Here is an 18938-nt window from a genome sequence, read left to right on the forward strand (position 1 = left end):
CCGTTTGGCAAAGAAGGCTCGGAGCTTCTGTTCCAGCTCATTTCCGAATGGTATGAACAGAAGAGTCTAATCATCACTTCGAACCTGGAGTTTAGTCAATGGAACAGAATCTTTGTCGATGCCCGACTGACCGCTGCGCTGGTGGATCGGCTCATCCACCATGCCCACGTGCTATCATTTACCGGTGAAAGCTATCGACTCAGTCATGCATTATCGAAATCACGTTAAATGGACAATAAAGATACAGGGTGGCAACCCTCTGCATTTTTCATTGCATTTCTATGTACTTTCTACTTGCGAAACACATCAGGGAACAGCTTATGGTACACCTCAACTTCTGATAAAGATTCTACATCCTCGTACGTTAATCCCAAGTCATCGGCACGCTTAAAAACGTCACTCACTGAGCTGCGTCCCACTTTCTTCGTTTTTGAAATGAGGTTCCTGGATAACCCCATTGCGCGATACTCAAGTATCAACTTTGCTGGAATTTTTCTGGCCATTAAAAATAGGCCTCCTTTTCATTTAATTTGAAAGCAAAAGCTTTCTAATTAAATATACCGAAAAGAAGACCTAGGCGGACTCTTTATGTGAATTAGTGGACCTGAACTGCGTATTCAAAAAATAATTAGGCGGACTCTTTGTCATGAACCGGTGGACTCCAATTGCGTATTGATGGACCTCAACTCGCGAAATAATCAGACAATTGGATTGGTTCTGGTAGTATCTCTTGTGATATTAAGTATGATATCTTTCTTTTTCAATTCTTATAAACTTGTTGTCGAGAATCGGTAACTTCTAAAACTCCTACTGAGACTATAATCTCAGTAGGAGTTTTTTGTTTTTCTGAACAATAGAATTCAAACGAAAAATCTGCACTCTTTTTAGAATGAAGATTTTTTAAATCTCTTTTATCAGTTTTCATTAAACCATCTTATTGCATCATCGTATGAAGAACTTGATTCTAAATGTGGAATAATTGGGTCATTATCCAAAACTTTACCTGTTCTTGTTTTAAGTTTTGCTGACATGATGATCATTGTCACACCATCGTATAGCCTGATGGAATTATTGCTGGTTGTAAAACCGGCGCTTTTTTCACCGATTATTTTGCTGCTATCTATCCCATCAAATGCGAGTGCAGTAATTTCACCGGAACTTGCAGTCTGATTACTTATTAATACCGCGATTTTTTCTACCTTTATATTTTTTCTCGTTTCCACTTTCACTTCGGATCCAGCACCGATCACAACGCCGTCTTTTAAATATACTTTATGTTCTGACTTATCCTTCATAACGAAAGACATTAAATACCCATCCTCGATTAAAGGGGAGAGTCCGGAAATCATCGGACCCATATCCCCGCCTGAATTATCTCTCAAGTCTATAATTACATTTTCATATGTCTCATTTAAAAGTGCATTTTCTATCATATCTTTATATTTTTGACAGTCATCAGCGCCTCCTGAAAAGGCAGGTAAGTTGATGTGTAATATATTATTTTCACAACTGAATTCAGGGAAGGTAGGTGATACTTTGCCGGTGCTTTCAGGCATCTTTTCCATAATAAATGAATGTTTACCGCCGGCGAATTTTAACGCCTCTTTAATATACGGTAACGTTTCTTCATAAGTGTTACAGTATTTAATATTATTCAATGCTTTTTTTCTTACTCTTTTCCATTCATCATCGGAAGCATACAATGCATGGAGTTCGATAATATTTATGGCGATGACTCCATAATGCTTTGCTGATGGTTTGATAAAATATTTATCGAAGTAAGGGCTGTATTTATAAATGATGAACAGTCCTGTCATTAGCAATGCAGCTAACATACCGATCAATTTTAAAAAGTTCAGTTTGAATAACGCTTTAATTTTATTTTTCATTAATTTGCACTCCTTATGAGCCTGCAAACTAAGTTCTCAGACATATACAGTAAAATGTTCAATTTAAAAAAGACATACTCATCCCATGAGAAAATAGTTATACATGCTTTTGAATTCTAATTTTTATATTAATCTCATATTCAAAAGCATTACCATATTCTTGCCATGGGGCAGATCCTCCTTCATTTAATATGTGATAAAAGAATTATTAAAGGCTGTTACGTTAAATTTCAATTAGTTTTTTTGTTTAATATAACTGATCAGAGAAGGGATTTCATCTTCTATGAAATTATGAAAAAATTCATAGGAATATTTATCGGTGCTGTCCACTTCCAAATTAAGATGAGTTATTTCTGACTCCTCCAGTTTAATCAGGATGTTGTAAAACTCTGCACTCAGAGAATTTTTGGCTGCCTGATCTTTAAAATAACAGTAGCTGACATCCTTATATGCATCATCATTCTCATACATCAGCAAGTAGGCGACAATATCATCCTGCTTGTCACAGATGACAATGGAGTGTTCAAAATCCAGATCATCAGTAATCAGGTCATTCCATTCTGCCAAATCCATATCCTTCAATGGGTTTATATCATGAGTACTTTGATAGACTTTTTTAGACAGCTCCTGCAATCCATCAGTCATTTTGAAGTTTTTAACCGTATGGCTTTCATCCAAGTTATTATTAGAAAAGCCGCTGATCATCTTTTGAATACCGATTTCAGGTTCATATGTTTTTCTGAACTCTGAAAACTCATTGGTTTTGATAAAATCCTCATATAAGTCAAAGTTGCGATGCACCTGTAAAATGATGTTTGAAGAAGGGAGCACCATTTTAAATTTATCGTACATTTTTATAAGTGTTTCAGAATCGATATCTTTATCCAAAATCGAAAAATGCAGATATATGGCATTAAGGTGATAAAGATTTTTGGAATAGTACAAGTATGCGACAATGTCATTTTCTGATTCACAAACAACACCATGCTCAGATGATGGATAGTTTTGAATGATATTATTATCTTGTAAGTAACCTGTGATATTTTCATGTAAAGTGATCTTCATAATAAACCTCAACTTTTAACAATAATAATGTATTTTAATATTTTTTCAATGTTATATTAATTATAATGTATTTAATGGTTAAAGCGAATATTTTTAATGGAATTGTTCTCGAAATAATATTTATTTTAGATAAGCAAAAATGAAAGCTAGGGTGATTATGAGGAAACTGGGTTATTTATGTTTAATTGTATCCATACTCTTATTTCTGACACTAGTGTTGGATTTTCAAGATTTTGGCATCCTTACATATTTGTTAGGTTTTATATTGATTATATTAAGTGTATTCTTTTTTAATAAGGCTGACAAATTGAAAGATGAGAGATGAAAAGGGGACAATGATTATTATTAAAAATATCGTATTCGATATGGGAAATGTACTCATCCGCTATGTATCGGAAGAATTTATCGGACAATTTACAGTACACACTTCAGAACAGAGTAAATTATTGCAGCAAATTTTCAAATCGCCCAGATGGCTCGAGTTTGACCGGGGAACGATTACGAAGGAACAGCTGGTTATTGACGCAAAGAAAGAATTATCGAATGATCTGCATCCACTTGTGTCAGAGATTTTAGAGAAATGGCATGAAGAAATGACGGTCAATACTGAGATGGATGCAGTGATTGAAGGTTTAGAGGCGCAGGGCTATTCTCTGTATCTTCTATCAAACGCCTCCCAGGACTTTTATATTTTTAAAGAAACAATTCCTGTTCTGAAGCATTTCGACGGCTTATTCATTTCATCTGATTGGGAATGTCTTAAACCGGAACCTGTTATCTTTCAAAAGTTCTTTGAACACTTTGATATAAACCCGGAAGAGAGCTTTTTCATTGATGATCTGGCTGAAAATATAGAGGCTGCTTCTGATCAGGGTATGCAGGGTCATGTGTTCGATGGAAATGTCGAAGCGCTGCTTTCTGCCTTTAGAAAAAATGATATAAAATATTAAAAGATAATTGTAATGATTATAAAGGAGCATAGACATAAATATTCGTAGTCTTGAACCGGGGGAAAAGCACCAATGGGACGATTACTAGAGGCAGATCCTTCCATAAAAATGGTGAAACAATATGTGGATAGGGGACAATGTCTTATCGCAAAGAGTGGGCAGGAGATTATTGGTGCCTTTGTACTCCTGCCAACAAGACCTGATACTGTAGAAATTGTGAGCATTGCGGTTGTTGAAGAAAGCCGAGGCTGGGGTGTCGGTAAACAGCTGATAGAAGAGGCGATTAAGATTTCGGAAGAGGAAGGGTATAGAACTATTGAAGTAGGCACAGGAATTTCGAGTATCGCGCAATTAGTCCTGTATCAGAAATGCGGTTTTCGAATTACCGGCATAGATTCAGATTTTTTCATCACCCATTACGACGAAGAAATTTATGAGAATGGTATACAGTTCAGGGATATAGTCAGGTTATCCCAGAATTTATATTAATAAGAACGCTTCTTGAAAAGCGAAGTAAGGACTGAAGATGCAGGCAAGTATTATGAAAAACTATGGTGGCAGTATAATTAACATCTCATTGAGTAAGAATGTTCACCGAAACGGCAATCTATACTTCAATGTCAAAAATAATAGAATGAGTTTTAAATATTAACAAAGCCAGGCTAAAGACCCAGCAAATTATATAAGAGGAATAATAAAGGAAAGTACGATCTTTTTAAAATAAAACGAAGTGAGGATTAGTATGAGAATTATACTTGCTAACTCAGCTGATACGGAAGTAATCCATAATTTAATGATGCAGGCTTTTATGAAGTACAAAGATGAAGTACCACCTTCAAGTGCATTAGAAGAAACAGTACAAAGTATGTTCTCAGCAATGGAAGAAGGGGAAAGGGCATTATTTTGTTATATTGATGACCGCCCGGCCGGAATGGTACGTTTTAAGATAACAGATTCGGCAATTGATTTTTATAGGTTATCTGTTATTCCGGAGAATCAAGGTCAAGGTGTTGCAAAAGAATTACTAGGAGCTTTAGAAGGCTATTCCAAAGAAAATGGGGTGAGTAAGATAAGATGTAAAGTACGACGGAATGCCTCTAAAAATATTAAATTATATCTTAAAGTAGGGTACAAGGTTTATGACGAAGAAATTGTAAATAAACCAAATAATATAAATTTAAAAGTTGTTTCCATGGAAAAAGAAATATGAGAAATAATTTTAACTACTTCTGTTACTTTAAGTTAGGGAGAGTTTTATTTTACTGATACGAGTATAAAATAGATTCAGTTAGATAAATGGACTAAAACAATTCTATTAAAAAAGGAGAGGTTGACATGTCACTAATGAATCAGTTAACCATAAGTTTAGATGAACTGGAGAAACATATCAAAGGTGAAAAAAGGTTGAAAACAAAAAGATAAGAACTAAAACCTTTCCTTCATGATGAAAAACTCTGCATTAATTGAATTTTGTTCTCCCTTCAAAATGAATAATATAAATCTTAAAAACAATTGTAATGACAAGAGCGGATAACCAGGTCAGTTATCCGCTCTTGTCATATAGGAAACTCTTCTTTACTGGATAGTTTTATCAGGACAACCTGTAAATACATTACAACAGCGATTACGACTAGGGCAAAAATAATATGGGGTATGATGGGTGTATTAAAGAAAATTGGAATGAACATTGCAACGATAATCAAAAAATTAAGCATTGAACCTTGGTTTTTCGACTTTAAACTTACAAACTGTTCTTCTCCGCAGTATGGACAATCCCGCGTTGCGTGCAGTCTTTTATACATTCTTGCTTTGTCTTTAAACGTCCATTCTGTCCGACATTCTGTGCATCGTGCCATTCTTAATTACTCCTTTCTTGTTCTTATTCTATAACTGTACCATCTGTCGTTTGAATTTTTAATGGGTCTTTTATTTCATCTACACCAATCCATATATAAGGTGTTTTATCTTCAGCACCGCCATCGACAATATTAACGGTGATATCCGTAGAGTCCCACTGACTGACATTTTCAACCTCAACCTCTTTTCCTGAGTACTCTTCACCTAATACCAGAGTGACCTGTTTTCTTCCTTCAGAAATAGTTGTAATTTCATAATAGGTTTCTCCCATATAAGAATTTTCGCCCTTATCAATAACCCAGTAATTTTGATCAAAGTAGAAGGCTGACCCGATGGTTGCAAAAAATAGTACAGGCAAAATAATCAGCATCAACTTATCTTTTTTTCCAAATTGCCTTGAATTACTCCGACGAGTTAACCAAGGTAAAACAAGAATTCCAACCACACTGACGATTAGAAAGCCAATAGCTAAAACACCATACCCAAAACCTTCAAATCCACCAACTATGATAAAACTATATACAGTAATTATGATAAAGAATAGAAAAGTAATAACTGGTGCCATATAATATTTACCACTCTTTTTAAAAGCAGTAAAAGAAAATAGAAACACAATAGAACCTAAGAACAAACCTGCCAATAAAATAATATAAATCAAAGCAGACACCTCCAGTAGCTCTTTTCTAAATTTTATATCACAACGAGTTGTAAATGAAATTGAAAGTACATCCATTTAAATCAAATAAATAAAAACATTAGATAAGGACTGGCGATGAGTAAAACACTTACAATGATTAAATATTTTTCACGTAAATTCCAAGCTATTAATAAGTTGATTACGCCACAGGCTAAAGTGATCATCATTGTGTAAATAATCCCATACTCTACAGAAAATTTTATGACAAACGAGAGGCACCCGGCAATGAAAATCACCCAATAAATTATTAGTCCCATCTTCTCATTCATTGATTAACCTCCAGCATCCTGATAAGAAAATAATTAGCATAATATCAGTTCACTATGTATCAGAATCAATACATCCTATAAATTAATAAATATATTATCCCTTTTCCGGTTTACCAGGTTATTGTTTACACATTTTAAATTTCCTGAGATTCATTATTATTCCAATCGTAATTGGCAACATACTGGTAAATGATGGATTAAATGTTTATTTAGAGGTAAATGTGTGTAAAGTTTAATATAACATATTTCAGATAATTCCAAAAATAGAACGAAGAGAAGTGATTATGATTAAAAGGTGAAATTATATGAGAAATCTTGGATTCTTACTGTTATTGTCTCTGTTACTTCTGTCAGGTTGTGGAAATAACGATGATCCGAATAACAATTATTCCAGTTTTCTAGCGGATGAAGAAGGTAATTATGGAGTATACATTGCTGCCGATTCAGAAAATATTGAGACGATTCATGATGAACTGTGGAAAAAAGATATTTACAATATAAGTGATCTTAGAATCACCTCTTCTTTAGAGAATGCACAGTTATCGGAAGTAGATGAAATTCCGACGTTTATAGTATTTAACACTGAAAATAAAATTTATGAAACGAATGAGTGGCAGAAACTGCTTGATTTTTTAGATGGAAGTTGAATTCCTTGGAGGTAATACTAAAAAGGCATGGTTAGCAGTAGTATTGAATAGACAAAACAACACTTTAAGAGTGTGTGAAGCAATAAATAGGAAAACTAAATATAATATCCTTATTATCGTTATTATTGTTGTTGGCCTTGCCTTGGGTTTACTAGGTTATTTTGGTTTTATGGAATTTATAAAGAATTTACCATTGGCCATTGGCTTAAATGGTTGATATTCTTTATCTGTACATTAAAAAGACTAGAACAATCAGTCTATTGGTTTAAAAGTGAGATATATATAAATGATAAGTATGCTAAGTAGAAGTGAAAATTGTATCATTTGTCATTCAAGACTTTAATAAAATACTATCTCTTCAATACTCCTTATTATAATTTAAATAAGTGAATACGGATGCCTTGTCCCAATGAACCAGAAAGCGAGGATTTCAGAGAAAAATTAGGGCAATATAGTTATTTTTAAAATGATGATTTCAAGAAAGCGGTGGAGATGCAAGGCTGATAATCTTTAACAGCTGGTTGGTGAAGTTTAGCAAATATAATTATCCCATCTATAAACGGTAAATTATTATTAGAATGAGTGACACATGGAATTTTACAAGCATAATTCCAAGTGGTATAATGTAAATTACAAACACCGAATAAAACATGTTAGACACCAAACCCCTAATCCTATGTCCGTAGGTTAGGGGTTTTTTAGGTGTATTGGTATCATCTAGTTAATTATTTATCGCGACTGTCCAACCAATAAGCAAACAATGCGATAATCACACCGACAATGATAGGTGCGATTATAAACTCAAACACCTCATATAACATGTTGACACCTCCTCCCATGCTATTGGCAAGGGAGTAAACTAGATGACTGTAATAATTTTACCATTATAAATTGAATTTAAATACAGAAATAAAATCAGATAATATATTTTTACCACAAGCTGCTTAAAAACTTTTCTGTGTAATACGGTCGGTTATCGTCATCGAAGGCGACGCCGACGCCGAGTTCATCAAATCTGTTGTGTAAGATGTTCTCACGGTGGCCTTCTGAATTCATCAGGCCGTGGTGGGCATATATACTGCTGAACTGTGCAGCTGCCAGGTTTTCACCGGCTGTGGAGTAGGATATATCATCTTCTGTCATCCGATCAAAGGGTGACTGGCCATCTAAATTCGTATGACTGAAATACTCGTTTTCGGCCATATCCGCACTGTGTTTTCTTGCTGTGTCACCGACTTCAGAGCGCCATTCCAATGGTTGCAGATCATGTTTGACCCGGGCCGCATTCGTCACATCGAATAATTGATATTCAAGTCCTTCTCTTAATGATTCATTGCCTGTGGGATAGATCCCGTCTTTTTCAGCTTCCAGGTTCTCATCGATGATCTGTACTGCTGTCACCGAATTTTCCTGGTGTATATCATAGAAAATAGTCGTATGGTTCCCGTCCATCTGATAGACATCGTATTCCTCCTGATTGCTGACCTGGTAATTAAACGGACCGCTCTGAATGACATCTTCCGGCTCTCCGAGTGTTTCATTCACCAGTTCTTTTGAATCTCCCAAAGTTAAATCAGATTGTGAAGAAATCATATCCTGGTTCGTGTACAGTCCGCGAACCGTTCCCGCGTCGTCATAAGCCACCATCATGAAGTTTCCGTAATTTTCATGATAGGCGGACCAATTCACTCCGTATTCGTTCTCACTTATCCGTTCAGGTTCGCCGTATATTTCATCCACAGATCCTTTGGAATCACCGATCTCCACGTTTCCGATGGAAAAATGCTGTTCTTTCGGCGTAGAAAGTTCAAGCGGTTCCACTTGTTCCTGCTCAGATTCTGAATCCGTAATGGAGGAAAAGAATGAGGTGACCCGGTCTCTCAATATAGTGAAATCAAAATCGATATTCTCTATTGTATTACCGGTTGAATCTCTGACTGAATCCAATGTTTCAGATACCTGAGCAGGCATTATATTATTAACGGAATCTTCCCAGTAAGGTTTAGCCCAGATGATAACTGTTATGATTAACAATATAAAAAATAGTCGTTTAAAAATATCTTTTCCTCCTTTCTATGTGAAATACATATACATTTTAATTTGAATCGGAAATAAAAAGCAACTCTTTCGAGTTGCTCTGGGTGATTTATGTGAATTACTTATTTTCTAATAATATCCAATATGATGAATGTCAATGATTCTTGTTTCCAGTGACTATGTTGATCCAACTATTGAATGCTTCAAGTGCATCAGGATCAGCATCAGATAATTCATCTTTTATAAAATCTATATCAATTTTGTTATAATTTGTTGATAATAAATAAAGTCCGTATTTTTTACTATCAACTCTGTCATAGTCCAGAGCTCTGTCGTAAAGAATACTTTCGATTGATTGGACTAATACAAAATAATCATTTGAAATTTCTATTTTATTAACTTTGTCATAAGATTCAGGTACTAAAACTGAATCGACGATATCCACTGCAATGTTCAGCCGATTGTGATGGAACATGCGTCCACTTTTTTCAAAGCCGATTTCTAGAAGTTTTTCATGCATCAATATTGAGGCTGAAGTAACAAAGTCAACATCATGAGTTGTATATTCACCGTCAGTATAAATCTCTAAGGACAAGCCACCAACGATAATGGGCATATCTGAGTCCTTTACATGATATGACATCAATTTTGTAATTATTGATGAAGCTTTTAACATTCTGTCCTTAAGTCGGATTTCCAGCGGTATTTTATCCAAGTCAGATTTAGCATCATTTATAGCGTATTTCATTTTCTCTTACCCGCATCTCATTCAAGAATTTTTGTTTGTCTTTATTTTTACGTGGTCTGTCGAAAGCCCGATCGCCTGGTTTAAAGTCAGGGTAAACTTTTCGAACATCACGGATTGCCGTCTCCCGGCGTTCTTTATTATGCTTTCTGATATCTTCTAACTTCATAGTTTTCACTGAGACCACCTCTTTCCACTTTTAGAGTTATATTCATTATACTACGTTTTAAGTATAACTACACTTTTGAATGCTGGAATATTAACCATTCTGAGTCATTTTCGCTTCTCTTTCAAAATGCACAACCAGCCATTGCCCTTCTGCTTCAAATAATTCATAGACAGTTTCATAATCCACTGGCGGTGATTCTATCCATCTCAGCAATATTTCAATGACTTTTTCTTTATCTTTGAAATAGCGTTTAACTACTATTGCCTGTTCACCCAGACGGGTGGTCCAAATTTGTGATCTGACCATGACCATGGAATAATATGTTCTGATAAGTTTACGTGAGAAATTTTGAGTGATTATTTTAAACGCATCAGCATCTGGATTTTTTAACTTGTCGAGATTCCTCTTAAGACTCATTTCTATATCGCCGTTGAAGCTGATGGGTATTTCAGCAGTCAATTTATATGGTCCAAAATGGACTCTTATGTCCTCGCCATAGAGGCAAGTACATATTTTTTTAATAAAAGCCTGTTCATAATAGTTGTCGGCATCCATGACGTAATCATATTCTGCAGTGGCTATTCCAACTTCACGGATTACATTTATATATTTTCGAGACAACTTTTGCTGAAGATAGTGTAACTCAGTGCGTCCATTTTTCAGCAGTTTATTTTTAAATAAAATCAATAAATCTAGGTCGGACTTGCCGGGGATGGCATCTCCACGGGCGACGCTGCCATATATATAAATACTGTGAAGTTTTTCCGGGAACATTGTTTTTATCTCTTTGATCGATTCTTCTATGCATTCATTATATAAATCAGAGATGTTATCCAATGAAACATCACTGACGATGTATCCCTCATGATCTAAACCATATCCTGGCTGCAGTTTATTCATTTATAATTCCCACCAATCTGTAAAATGATGTCAGGTTTTTATAATGTTATCCATCCATCTCTAGGTGAAATAACTAGGTATTGATGAGATGGAACATTTAACAACTTAAGTATATATTTTTAACTCACTTTGTAAACGCTTACTGTCTATAGTATTATTTTATTAAAGATGGAAATCGAAGATTAAAATGGGGAGAAACATTGTGTTGAAAAAGTTAAGAAAACCATCCACTGATAAAGCTTTGTTTGGAGTATGCGGAGTGATTGCGAAATACTTCAATGTTTCTTCAATTTTAGTAAGATAAAATTCTTTTTTACAGTCTCTGAGTCGTTTTGGATATATATATAATACTTCTCTGGTAATTAGAAGAATCTTTGTTGTAAATCGTTTACGTTGAGTGACAAATCAATTTAAAATATAAGACAGGGTGAATATATCATGAAATATTTATCAGGAAATATTTATCAATGCTATTTTTATCGTTATGCCTAATGTCAGCATGCAGCAACACGAGCGAAGTTTCTACGGTTAATGAGGGTTATGAAGGTGGATTGCATCCTGCAATTACAGAAAAACCTGAGCAGGGCGATATATTCATGGTGGATAGTGATTCATCAGAAAATGTTATATACGCCTATATTGAAAAAGACAGTGAGGTTACTGTAAATGAAGAAGAGAATGTATTGAATATACATTTTGATGAACCTGGTGAAAGTGAAGATACTGCTGTGCAGACGATTGAATTCAATCAGAGTCCGGCAACCGATACGCTGAATTTTTATATAAACGATGAAGAAGTACCCTGGGAATCCATTATCTATGAATAAAGAACATTATAGAGGACGCATATTTGCTGGATAAAATTTTTAATATATCCTTCTGGACTCTATCTATGTTTGCAATATTTATGATAATTTTATTGTTGTTGATTTAGCTATAGAAATGTAAGTGAAAAAGGGTATCGATATATCACCTTAGTAGGAGGAGGAGTTATGGAGATTACTGTTAAAAGAAAACTTTGGATTTTCAGTGCCTTTATGCCGGTAAGATTAAAATTCAACGGAAAATCAGTTGGAGCACTATACGGTTCACAGGAAATGACAATCCCAATCACAGAGAGTGAAGGAGAATTAAAATACTTTCAACCGGTTGGGCGTGGTGATCTGATAAGAGTTAAAAAAGGTGATGTTATCGAGGTGGAAGAGACAATGCCCGGTAAAATACTAAGTGTCCTGTTTGTTGCTCTGATGATTTATCTGCTGACGAGAGCGCTTGGTATTCTGAATTTTACGTCCTTCGCCAACTACGAAACATTAATTCTATCAGAACAAATTATTTTTGGGGTCGTCTTAGTCGTTGCATTAATTGCATTCTTTTTAAAAATGTATAAGTTAGTATTGGTGAACCGGTAGTGCATTATAAAAATAACCTTCAATCTGATAATTGTTACTTTCGATATTATTTTGCACTGATTCAGTTGATAACTTGCACTATAGTAAAAATCCCAGCTTATCTTCTCGTGAAGACAGCTGGATTTTAAAGTTGGGTATGCAAAGTAACGCTTAAAAATATATGCAATTTTTCGCTAAAAATGACATAAAATATAACTTTGGTGAAGTATTTTTAAATGATGAACCGGAATATATTTATAATTTATGGATTAAAGAATTTCGAGAAACGATAACTCTTAAAGAGTTTGAATAATTAGTAGAATCATTTAACCAAAGTGTACAATAAATATCTTCTGTATAAATACATATTTTCTACTTTTACATTTAAGCTCATTTCTACACACTGGCGGCTCCAAAGACGCAACAGATCGGCTTCTGAACTTCTTTGTCAGATGGAATTGAAACGGGAATGATGAATGAATCGAAACTCATACTTAAAATCTTAAATTTTAGATGTTTACTTATTAGAATCTAAGGAAAAGTATACTTAATTATATTTTAGAGGTGTTAATATCAAATCTAAAACTCATTATGTCATGTCGGGATTGACTGGATTTATTATCTCGTTAGCGACCACTACAGCATCCAAAGGAGTAGTTGAAATATCAGATATTCTTCTTGCAACAGTTTTTGGTTTAATAGTTGCTGGAGTAAGCTATTTATCAGACAAGCCCAATCCCTTTTTCAAAGATGAAAACAAAAAAGATTAATCACCTGTATAATCTTACTAAATTTAAATTACTATATCTAAAATGGTTAGTCTTTTAAGAGTATGGGGAATTCCAATATAAGGAAGGAGAAACAGTGAGGAATCTTTAATCATAATTCTATATCTTATCCTAGGACTTTCAGCATTTGCAATAGCTATATCGGGGGTATTATCTATACTTCAATTATTAAACATTTGGCATATGAAAAATCTAAACGCCTATATGTTTTTCTCAGTGTCTTTAAGTATATTTATAATTTCTTTATTGGGATTAATAACTTTAGGGTACTTACATCCATTTTTATATTCGAGAATGACCGCAAGACGTGATGTTTGGTTTAACACTCAATGGATTGCAGCATGCTTCCACATAGAAACTGAGATTCGAATGCAATCAAATCTCAGGAAGAATATTATACTGCTACCAAGTCAGCAATGAGATGGTAGAGATTTTAGATTTTTAAACGATACTCATCTTAAGTTCTTTGTTGACTGCCTGTGCAATAGGATTGAGAGTTTCTACGGAGGTATTGACCTGTGCGTTTTCAATACGTACAATCGTTGACTTTGGAACTCCAGCCTTATCAGCAAGCGTCTGTTGTGATAGGCCATGACTATCTCTCAATTCAACAATCATGACAGCAGTTTTGAGAGTTTTTGACTCCTGATCAAATGTTTTTTTACGCTCAGAATTCTCGTTAATAGTCTGTGTCTTGATTTCATCCATTCTGGACATACTATTACCTCCTTAAATATTTTTGCCGCAGACGCTTGGCTTTTGTAATCTCACCAGGCGGCGTCTTTTGTTTTTTTTTCGTAACAATTACGGAAGCATATAAGCTACCATTATTCTACTGAATGCACTTCTTAATTATTTTGATAGAACTATAAATGAAAAAATATCAGGTAAGTATAAAACTGGATAAATACGCACTACATGTGATAAATCTATTCGTATCATAGAAAAATGTGTGTAAACGCCAAGATCAACATTTATAAAATCAGACAATAGAAGCGAGGTTTGATGACGCCTGCAGCCTAGCAGGCTCAAGTCAATAAATGCTCTGGATTAAGTAGAAGTTGATTTCGATACAGAAGGGTAGGGAGTATTTTGAGTTGTTTAGAAGTTAAAACAGTTAATCTTGAAAATCTTTACAAACGATAAGAATAACGGTCAAATTCATTCATTCCATCGTCAAATTTCTCTAATAAGTGATGCACCTTCAGTTTGTTCTGAATCTAACCATTGCCATTTTTCATGCAGTTCGATTTTTCCGTCAACAATCTTAGGCGTAGATTTACATTTGCCTCCCCTTATTTCATCATTAGTATTAACGTGATTGTATCGAAATTCCAACGAATCATCATTATGTACAATACCTATTAATTTACCTTTTACTACTGATCCACCTTCATAATCAGCGTATAAGATATTTCCTTCTTGTTTATAATAAAAGTGTGTATTGGAAGAAACCTCACCATTATCCGTATTTTCTACCGATGAAAATTTTCTATTATTATAATTGATCATATAATTCCTGTCTCCTTTATCTCAAAATTAATATTTGAAAATTCAATATAATGGATAAATTGTATCATATAAATTTATTTGAAAATAGAGTGATCAGGGATATTTGCGTAGTTAAATATACAACTACCTGAATTATTCAAAGATTATTTGAATGATGGAAAGGCACACTGGCTAATTACACATGAGGGTGTGATTGCTTTTGGCAAAAATATACGATAAAGAAATACTGACCAGAGATTCAAATAATGATTTAGTTAAAGAGAATAGTATTAAAACAATACCAATTCAAACATTAATAACTGGAAATTAATTCATATTTCAAAATATGAAATTCTCTTAAAAATTCTTTATTAAAATTGTCGCAAACACGCACTAGCTATGATAAGCTTCGTCCCCCGATATCTTATTCACCTGATCTACAATATCCTTCAACAATTTCCCCGCTTCTACATCCCGGCTCAGTCTCACGCCCTGGCCGCTCCATAGATGAAGAAGGTCGGTTCTACCCTCAGCTGCGGCTTTGCTTCTTATTTTCTTCGTCATCTGGTTTTGATAAGGGTAGGGGAGTATGTCTGCCTGGTATTTTTCCATATCGTCTATAAATTGGTTACGGATGCCTCTGGCGTATTTGCCGCTGTATGATTTCGTCAGTATGGTATCCGCTTCTGTGCTGTTTAAAATCGCATCTTTGTGAATTTTCGGCGTGGCGCTTTCTTTTGTAGTCAAAAACGCAGTGCCGAGTTGTGCGGCGCCGGCACCGAGTGTGAGACTTGCATGCACTCCGCGGCCGTCCATGATGCCGCCTGCTGCAATGACAGGTATATTCACTGAATCTGCCATCTGCGGCACAAGTGACATCGTGCCCACTGATGATTTGAGATTTCCTTGCGCAAATGACCCTCTGTGGCCGCCGGCTTCAAACCCCTGTGCCACGACCATATCAATGCCTGCCTGTTCATTCAGCACCGCTTCTTCTACAGTGGTGGCGCAGCCGATAAGTGTGACACCGGCTTTTTTCAGCTTCTTGACCGTAACAGGGTCAGGAATGCCAAAAGTAAAACTGCAGATTTTAATATTCTCATCGATTATGATCTGGACAAGCTGGTCGAACGTATCGTCTTTATCTATCGTCGGCATATCCGGCTCGATATTGAATTCTTCATAGTAGGGGGTGAGTATCTCCTTCATCCGGTCAATCTGCGCACCGGTCACTTTATTATATTCCGGTACAAATAGATTCACTGCGAACGGCTTATCGGTCAGTGTTTTTGTATTCGCTATGTCCTCTGTCAGTTTCTCCGGTTTATAATACCCCGCACCGATGCTGCCGAGCCCGCCGCCGTTTGATACTGCCGCGACGAGTTCCGGTGTAGTCGAGCCTGCCACCGGCGCCTGGATGACCGGATACTGGATACCCAGCTGCTTAGTCACTTCTGTTTCATTCCACATTTCTGCCACCTCTTTTTATTATTCTGTCAATGTAATTCTTCACTTCAATCTTATCATGTCACACTGGTTTTGGAAGCGATATTAATATTTCGAAAATAGAAATAGTTATGTTAAAATATAATTGAATATATAACAAAGGAGATTTGTAATGGATAAACAACTAACACTTATGAAAAGTCTGACTGATGCACATGGTATTTCAGGTTTTGAATATGACGTAAAGAACCTCATGAAAGAATACCTTGACCCTGTCAGTGATGAAATCATCACGGACAACCTGGGCAGTATTTACGGTAAGCGTCAGGCAAAAAATGGTGATAAAACGATCCTTATCGGCGGCCATCTGGATGAGATCGGCTTCATGGTCACTGAAATTGATGACAACGGCTTCCTAAAATTCACGCCGATCGGCGGCTGGTGGAACCAGGTCATGCTGTCACAGCGCATGAATGTCATTACGGACGACGGTATCTTGACGGGTGTCATCGGCTCGAAACCACCGCATGCACTCACGCCGGACGAACGTAAAAAACCGGTAGAAATCAAGAACATGTTCATAGATATCGGTGTCTCTGATAAAGAGGAAGCTGAAAAATCGGGTGTCAAAATCGGCGATCAGATTACACCGCATATGGAATTCACCGAGATGGCGAACAAAAATTATCTTCTTGCCAAAGCATGGGACAACCGTATGGGCTGTGTCGTCGCGGTCGACGTCCTGCAGAACCTTGAAGGTGAAGACCTCGGCGTCAACGTGGTCAGCGGTGCAACGGTCCAGGAGGAAGTCGGCCTTCGCGGTGCGAAAACGTCGGCGAATACGGTCAAGCCGGACCTCGCAATCTCCGTCGATGTCGGTATCGCATGGGATACACCGGGCATGAAGCCGGAAAACGGCAAAGGTAAACTCGGTGATGGACCGCTCGTCGTACTGATGGATGCATCCAATATCGGACATGTCGGCTTCCGCCGTCATATTCAGAAAGTTGCAGAAGAGAACGGCATTCCTTTCCAGTTCCAGGCAGTCCCTGGCGGCGGTACGGACTCAGGCGGCTTCCACGCTGCCAATGAAGGTGTCCCTTCAGTAAACATCGGCGTGCCTCTCCGCTATATGCATTCGAACGTATCCATCCTCCACAAGGAAGATGTGAACAATGCGGTGAAACTGATCACCGAGATTGTCAAATCACTGGATGATGACACAGTGGAGAATATCATTTGGTAAAAGAAGTCATCACTTCAAAAGATAATACCCGCATTAAAAATCTCCGTAAGCTGCATAAGAAGAAAGAACGCAGCAAAACCGGCATGTTTTTAATCGACGGCGAGCATCTGGTGGAAGAAGCGATGAAGTTCAACCAGCAGATCCACTATATCATTGCTGAAGAGAACTATACGTTTTCTTTTGATGTGTCGAATTTTGAAGTGATCTATGTGACCGGGCCGGTACTGAAGACTTTATCCCAGCTTGAAACCCCCCAGGGAGTGATGGCGGCTGTGACCTACATGCCGCCGGAAGTTTCCGGCAATAAAGTGCTCGTCCTTGACGATGTCCAGGACCCGGGCAATCTCGGCACTCTGATCCGCACGGCGGATGCTTTCGGATTCGGTCGTCTCGTCATGTCGAACGGAACGGTAGATCCGTTCAGTGACAAGGTGCTAAGAAGCGCCCAGGGCAGCACGTTCCATATTAAGGTGGAAGTGGATGATATCCATCCCGTTATCGAAAGTTTCGAAGGGCTGTCCATCGGCACGAGTCTGAAGGATGCGGAATATCTGGAAGATATCCCGCAGGCGGATGAGGTGCTTGTCGTTCTTGGCAATGAAGGCCGGGGTGTGAGTGAATCTGCGCTCGGTCATGTGGACCGGACGGTTAAAATTCATATGCCGGGCGATTCAGAAAGTCTGAACGTTGCCATAGCCGGCGGTATACTGATGCACCATTTCAAATGAGAATAGTTGAATGAAGTCCTGTGATTATCATCTGATCGCAGGGCTTTTCATTTATATGCCGTTATAATCATTAAAAAGTGCGGAGTCAGGGTAAACAGTTATTAAAGACAGAATCATTCATTATTATCATTAGGAGGAATCATGATGGAATTGAAAAAATATTTACTTGCCGGCGGTCTGGCTTCAGTTTTAGTACTTGGTGCATGCGGAAGTGATGAACCGGATGTTGGTGAAGATGCTTCAGAGACAGATCATGGTACAAGTGATGAGGATGAAGCGGATACTCCAGTCGGTGAAGAAGGCCAGGATACCGGTCAGGGCAATGAAATCGGCGAAGGTATAAATGAGGACGAAGAAGAAGAATCAGGCGATGAAGAAGATGAGGAAGAGGAAGAAGAGGAAGAAGAATCTGGTGACGATGAAGAGGAAGAAGAGAGTGAAGAGTAATTCACTTGAAATCATTCCCGGAACTTGATTTTTTAAATTTTTGACTTATAATTAACTGTATCAATATAAAACTTGCTTCACACGAAGCCGGACATAAATGATTCCATGCATTGCCTCAGGGAGCCGGGTACACGACTGAAATACTTGGCGGTAATGGGAATCAGGTTCACCTGGCG

Annotated in this window: 27 protein-coding genes; 13 read left to right on the top strand and 14 right to left on the bottom strand. The window is 36.8% G+C overall.

What is annotated here, in order from left to right; genetic code table 11:
• The coding region (locus BO48_RS06620; protein WP_496366636.1) for an ATP-binding protein at positions 1 to 228 on the top strand (228 nt) is incomplete at its 5' end.
• A 62-nt stretch (positions 229 to 290) separates the two neighbouring features.
• On the opposite strand, the gene BO48_RS06625 is transcribed toward BO48_RS06620, so the two are convergent.
• The 3 genes from BO48_RS06625 to BO48_RS06635 form a co-directional block, all read right to left on the bottom strand.
• The gene (locus tag BO48_RS06625; RefSeq protein ID WP_496366637.1) at positions 291 to 503 is read right to left on the bottom strand and encodes a hypothetical protein; all 213 of its coding nucleotides are present in this window, start codon (positions 501 to 503) and stop codon (positions 291 to 293) included.
• A gap of 411 nt (positions 504 to 914) precedes the next feature.
• Positions 915 to 1889, bottom strand: a complete 975-nt coding sequence (locus BO48_RS06630; RefSeq protein WP_496366638.1) for a S41 family peptidase — start codon at positions 1887 to 1889, stop codon at positions 915 to 917.
• 234 nt (positions 1890 to 2123) lie between these two features.
• Complete coding sequence (locus BO48_RS06635; protein ID WP_496366639.1) at positions 2124 to 2954, bottom strand: hypothetical protein; 831 nt, start codon at positions 2952 to 2954, stop codon at positions 2124 to 2126.
• Positions 2955 to 3268: 314 nt separating this feature from the next.
• Between BO48_RS06635 and BO48_RS06640 the strand changes: the two genes are divergently transcribed.
• The 3 genes from BO48_RS06640 (at position 3269) to BO48_RS06650 (ending at position 5114) form a co-directional block, all read left to right on the top strand.
• Positions 3269 to 3904, top strand: a complete 636-nt coding sequence (locus BO48_RS06640; RefSeq protein WP_496366640.1) for an HAD family hydrolase — start codon at positions 3269 to 3271, stop codon at positions 3902 to 3904.
• 72 nt (positions 3905 to 3976) lie between these two features.
• Positions 3977 to 4393 (top strand): GNAT family N-acetyltransferase, encoded by a 417-nt coding sequence (locus BO48_RS06645; RefSeq protein ID WP_496366641.1) that lies wholly within the window; start codon positions 3977 to 3979, stop codon positions 4391 to 4393.
• Between the two features lie 253 nt (positions 4394 to 4646).
• Entirely contained in the window at positions 4647 to 5114 is a 468-nt protein-coding gene (locus tag BO48_RS06650) for a GNAT family N-acetyltransferase (RefSeq protein ID WP_496366643.1), read from the top strand.
• A gap of 346 nt (positions 5115 to 5460) precedes the next feature.
• Here BO48_RS06650 and BO48_RS06655 read toward each other — a convergent pair whose 3' ends face one another.
• The 3 genes from BO48_RS06655 to BO48_RS06665 are packed head-to-tail and all read right to left on the bottom strand — an operon-like array spanning position 5461 to position 6727.
• The gene (locus tag BO48_RS06655) at positions 5461 to 5760 is read right to left on the bottom strand and encodes a TIGR04104 family putative zinc finger protein (RefSeq protein ID WP_496366644.1); all 300 of its coding nucleotides are present in this window, start codon (positions 5758 to 5760) and stop codon (positions 5461 to 5463) included.
• 23 nt (positions 5761 to 5783) lie between these two features.
• Positions 5784 to 6494, bottom strand: coding sequence for a YesK family protein (locus BO48_RS06660; RefSeq protein WP_496366645.1), 711 nt, complete (start codon positions 6492 to 6494; stop codon positions 5784 to 5786).
• 5 nt (positions 6495 to 6499) lie between these two features.
• Positions 6500 to 6727 carry a hypothetical protein gene (locus BO48_RS06665; RefSeq protein WP_496366646.1) on the bottom strand — a complete coding sequence of 76 codons (228 nt, stop codon included), beginning with the start codon at positions 6725 to 6727 and terminating at the stop codon, positions 6500 to 6502.
• 305 nt (positions 6728 to 7032) lie between these two features.
• Here BO48_RS06665 and BO48_RS06670 point away from each other — a divergent pair, with 305 nt between their 5' ends.
• Together BO48_RS06670 and BO48_RS06675 are read left to right on the top strand one after the other, a co-directional pair.
• Complete coding sequence (locus tag BO48_RS06670) at positions 7033 to 7374, top strand: hypothetical protein (RefSeq protein WP_496366647.1); 342 nt, start codon at positions 7033 to 7035, stop codon at positions 7372 to 7374.
• On the top strand, positions 7364 to 7591 hold the full coding sequence (locus tag BO48_RS06675; RefSeq protein WP_496366648.1) for a hypothetical protein: 228 nt from the start codon (positions 7364 to 7366) through the stop codon (positions 7589 to 7591). The genes BO48_RS06670 and BO48_RS06675 overlap by 11 nt, the downstream gene beginning before the upstream one ends.
• Before the next feature lie 508 nt (positions 7592 to 8099).
• Here the strand turns inward: BO48_RS06675 and BO48_RS06680 are convergent.
• The 5 genes from BO48_RS06680 to BO48_RS06700 all read right to left on the bottom strand — a co-directional run bounded on the left by BO48_RS06680 (position 8100) and on the right by BO48_RS06700 (position 11225).
• The gene (locus BO48_RS06680; protein WP_496366649.1) at positions 8100 to 8195 is read right to left on the bottom strand and encodes a type I toxin-antitoxin system Fst family toxin; all 96 of its coding nucleotides are present in this window, start codon (positions 8193 to 8195) and stop codon (positions 8100 to 8102) included.
• A 109-nt stretch (positions 8196 to 8304) separates the two neighbouring features.
• Entirely contained in the window at positions 8305 to 9408 is a 1104-nt protein-coding gene (locus tag BO48_RS06685; protein ID WP_496366650.1) for a CAP domain-containing protein, read from the bottom strand.
• A gap of 157 nt (positions 9409 to 9565) precedes the next feature.
• The gene (locus BO48_RS06690; RefSeq protein ID WP_496366652.1) at positions 9566 to 10159 is read right to left on the bottom strand and encodes a DUF6036 family nucleotidyltransferase; all 594 of its coding nucleotides are present in this window, start codon (positions 10157 to 10159) and stop codon (positions 9566 to 9568) included.
• The gene (locus BO48_RS06695) at positions 10140 to 10334 is read right to left on the bottom strand and encodes a hypothetical protein (RefSeq protein ID WP_496366653.1); all 195 of its coding nucleotides are present in this window, start codon (positions 10332 to 10334) and stop codon (positions 10140 to 10142) included. The genes BO48_RS06690 and BO48_RS06695 overlap by 20 nt, the downstream gene beginning before the upstream one ends.
• A gap of 81 nt (positions 10335 to 10415) precedes the next feature.
• Positions 10416 to 11225: a nucleotidyltransferase domain-containing protein gene (locus BO48_RS06700; protein WP_496366654.1), complete on the bottom strand. Its 810-nt coding sequence runs from the start codon at positions 11223 to 11225 to the stop codon at positions 10416 to 10418.
• A gap of 187 nt (positions 11226 to 11412) precedes the next feature.
• Here BO48_RS06700 and BO48_RS06705 point away from each other — a divergent pair, with 187 nt between their 5' ends.
• The 4 genes from BO48_RS06705 (at position 11413) to BO48_RS06720 (ending at position 13386) form a co-directional block, all read left to right on the top strand.
• The gene (locus BO48_RS06705; protein ID WP_496366655.1) at positions 11413 to 11529 is read left to right on the top strand and encodes a PspC domain-containing protein; all 117 of its coding nucleotides are present in this window, start codon (positions 11413 to 11415) and stop codon (positions 11527 to 11529) included.
• 187 nt (positions 11530 to 11716) lie between these two features.
• Positions 11717 to 12052, top strand: a complete 336-nt coding sequence (locus BO48_RS06710) for a hypothetical protein (protein WP_496366656.1) — start codon at positions 11717 to 11719, stop codon at positions 12050 to 12052.
• Positions 12053 to 12217: 165 nt separating this feature from the next.
• On the top strand, positions 12218 to 12637 hold the full coding sequence (locus tag BO48_RS06715; RefSeq protein ID WP_496366657.1) for a hypothetical protein: 420 nt from the start codon (positions 12218 to 12220) through the stop codon (positions 12635 to 12637).
• Positions 12638 to 13212: 575 nt separating this feature from the next.
• Positions 13213 to 13386 (top strand): hypothetical protein, encoded by a 174-nt coding sequence (locus tag BO48_RS06720; protein ID WP_496366658.1) that lies wholly within the window; start codon positions 13213 to 13215, stop codon positions 13384 to 13386.
• Positions 13387 to 13845: 459 nt separating this feature from the next.
• On the opposite strand, the gene BO48_RS06725 is transcribed toward BO48_RS06720, so the two are convergent.
• The 3 genes from BO48_RS06725 to BO48_RS06735 all read right to left on the bottom strand — a co-directional run bounded on the left by BO48_RS06725 (position 13846) and on the right by BO48_RS06735 (position 16365).
• Positions 13846 to 14121, bottom strand: a complete 276-nt coding sequence (locus BO48_RS06725; protein ID WP_496366659.1) for a helix-turn-helix domain-containing protein — start codon at positions 14119 to 14121, stop codon at positions 13846 to 13848.
• 459 nt (positions 14122 to 14580) lie between these two features.
• The gene (locus tag BO48_RS06730) at positions 14581 to 14916 is read right to left on the bottom strand and encodes an avidin-fold protein (RefSeq protein WP_496366660.1); all 336 of its coding nucleotides are present in this window, start codon (positions 14914 to 14916) and stop codon (positions 14581 to 14583) included.
• A 372-nt stretch (positions 14917 to 15288) separates the two neighbouring features.
• Entirely contained in the window at positions 15289 to 16365 is a 1077-nt protein-coding gene (locus BO48_RS06735) for an NAD(P)H-dependent flavin oxidoreductase (protein ID WP_496366661.1), read from the bottom strand.
• A 148-nt stretch (positions 16366 to 16513) separates the two neighbouring features.
• Between BO48_RS06735 and BO48_RS06740 the strand changes: the two genes are divergently transcribed.
• The 3 genes from BO48_RS06740 (at position 16514) to BO48_RS06750 (ending at position 18762) form a co-directional block, all read left to right on the top strand.
• Positions 16514 to 17587 carry a M42 family metallopeptidase gene (locus BO48_RS06740; RefSeq protein ID WP_496366662.1) on the top strand — a complete coding sequence of 358 codons (1074 nt, stop codon included), beginning with the start codon at positions 16514 to 16516 and terminating at the stop codon, positions 17585 to 17587.
• Positions 17581 to 18315 (top strand): TrmH family RNA methyltransferase, encoded by a 735-nt coding sequence (locus BO48_RS06745; RefSeq protein ID WP_496366663.1) that lies wholly within the window; start codon positions 17581 to 17583, stop codon positions 18313 to 18315. The genes BO48_RS06740 and BO48_RS06745 overlap by 7 nt, the downstream gene beginning before the upstream one ends.
• A 144-nt stretch (positions 18316 to 18459) precedes the next feature.
• Positions 18460 to 18762, top strand: a complete 303-nt coding sequence (locus BO48_RS06750) for a hypothetical protein (RefSeq protein WP_496366664.1) — start codon at positions 18460 to 18462, stop codon at positions 18760 to 18762.
• Positions 18763 to 18938 lie beyond the last annotated feature (176 nt).

The sequence above is a fragment of the Lacicoccus kunmingensis DSM 17847 genome, from assembly GCF_059568765.1.

What these genes read in the sequence shown, in the direction of transcription:
- BO48_RS06735 (WP_496366661.1), bottom strand. Translation starts at nt 16,365, where the DNA reads ATGTGGAATGAAACAGAAGTGACTAAGCAGCTGGGTATCCAGTATCCG.
- BO48_RS06730 (WP_496366660.1), bottom strand. Translation starts at nt 14,916, where the DNA reads ATGATCAATTATAATAATAGAAAATTTTCATCGGTAGAAAATACGGAT.
- BO48_RS06640 (WP_496366640.1), top strand. Translation starts at nt 3,269, where the DNA reads ATGAGAGATGAAAAGGGGACAATGATTATTATTAAAAATATCGTATTC.
- BO48_RS06705 (WP_496366655.1), top strand. Translation starts at nt 11,413, where the DNA reads ATGGGGAGAAACATTGTGTTGAAAAAGTTAAGAAAACCATCCACTGAT.
- BO48_RS06750 (WP_496366664.1), top strand. Translation starts at nt 18,460, where the DNA reads ATGGAATTGAAAAAATATTTACTTGCCGGCGGTCTGGCTTCAGTTTTA.
- BO48_RS06740 (WP_496366662.1), top strand. Translation starts at nt 16,514, where the DNA reads ATGGATAAACAACTAACACTTATGAAAAGTCTGACTGATGCACATGGT.
- BO48_RS06720 (WP_496366658.1), top strand. Translation starts at nt 13,213, where the DNA reads ATGTCGGGATTGACTGGATTTATTATCTCGTTAGCGACCACTACAGCA.
- BO48_RS06635 (WP_496366639.1), bottom strand. Translation starts at nt 2,954, where the DNA reads ATGAAGATCACTTTACATGAAAATATCACAGGTTACTTACAAGATAAT.
- BO48_RS06725 (WP_496366659.1), bottom strand. Translation starts at nt 14,121, where the DNA reads ATGTCCAGAATGGATGAAATCAAGACACAGACTATTAACGAGAATTCT.
- BO48_RS06715 (WP_496366657.1), top strand. Translation starts at nt 12,218, where the DNA reads ATGGAGATTACTGTTAAAAGAAAACTTTGGATTTTCAGTGCCTTTATG.
- BO48_RS06630 (WP_496366638.1), bottom strand. Translation starts at nt 1,889, where the DNA reads ATGAAAAATAAAATTAAAGCGTTATTCAAACTGAACTTTTTAAAATTG.
- BO48_RS06680 (WP_496366649.1), bottom strand. Translation starts at nt 8,195, where the DNA reads ATGTTATATGAGGTGTTTGAGTTTATAATCGCACCTATCATTGTCGGT.
- BO48_RS06645 (WP_496366641.1), top strand. Translation starts at nt 3,977, where the DNA reads ATGGGACGATTACTAGAGGCAGATCCTTCCATAAAAATGGTGAAACAA.
- BO48_RS06660 (WP_496366645.1), bottom strand. Translation starts at nt 6,494, where the DNA reads ATGGATGTACTTTCAATTTCATTTACAACTCGTTGTGATATAAAATTT.
- BO48_RS06700 (WP_496366654.1), bottom strand. Translation starts at nt 11,225, where the DNA reads ATGAATAAACTGCAGCCAGGATATGGTTTAGATCATGAGGGATACATC.
- BO48_RS06650 (WP_496366643.1), top strand. Translation starts at nt 4,647, where the DNA reads ATGAGAATTATACTTGCTAACTCAGCTGATACGGAAGTAATCCATAAT.
- BO48_RS06690 (WP_496366652.1), bottom strand. Translation starts at nt 10,159, where the DNA reads ATGAAATACGCTATAAATGATGCTAAATCTGACTTGGATAAAATACCG.
- BO48_RS06710 (WP_496366656.1), top strand. Translation starts at nt 11,717, where the DNA reads ATGTCAGCATGCAGCAACACGAGCGAAGTTTCTACGGTTAATGAGGGT.
- BO48_RS06665 (WP_496366646.1), bottom strand. Translation starts at nt 6,727, where the DNA reads ATGAATGAGAAGATGGGACTAATAATTTATTGGGTGATTTTCATTGCC.
- BO48_RS06675 (WP_496366648.1), top strand. Translation starts at nt 7,364, where the DNA reads ATGGAAGTTGAATTCCTTGGAGGTAATACTAAAAAGGCATGGTTAGCA.
- BO48_RS06625 (WP_496366637.1), bottom strand. Translation starts at nt 503, where the DNA reads ATGGCCAGAAAAATTCCAGCAAAGTTGATACTTGAGTATCGCGCAATG.
- BO48_RS06655 (WP_496366644.1), bottom strand. Translation starts at nt 5,760, where the DNA reads ATGGCACGATGCACAGAATGTCGGACAGAATGGACGTTTAAAGACAAA.
- BO48_RS06670 (WP_496366647.1), top strand. Translation starts at nt 7,033, where the DNA reads ATGAGAAATCTTGGATTCTTACTGTTATTGTCTCTGTTACTTCTGTCA.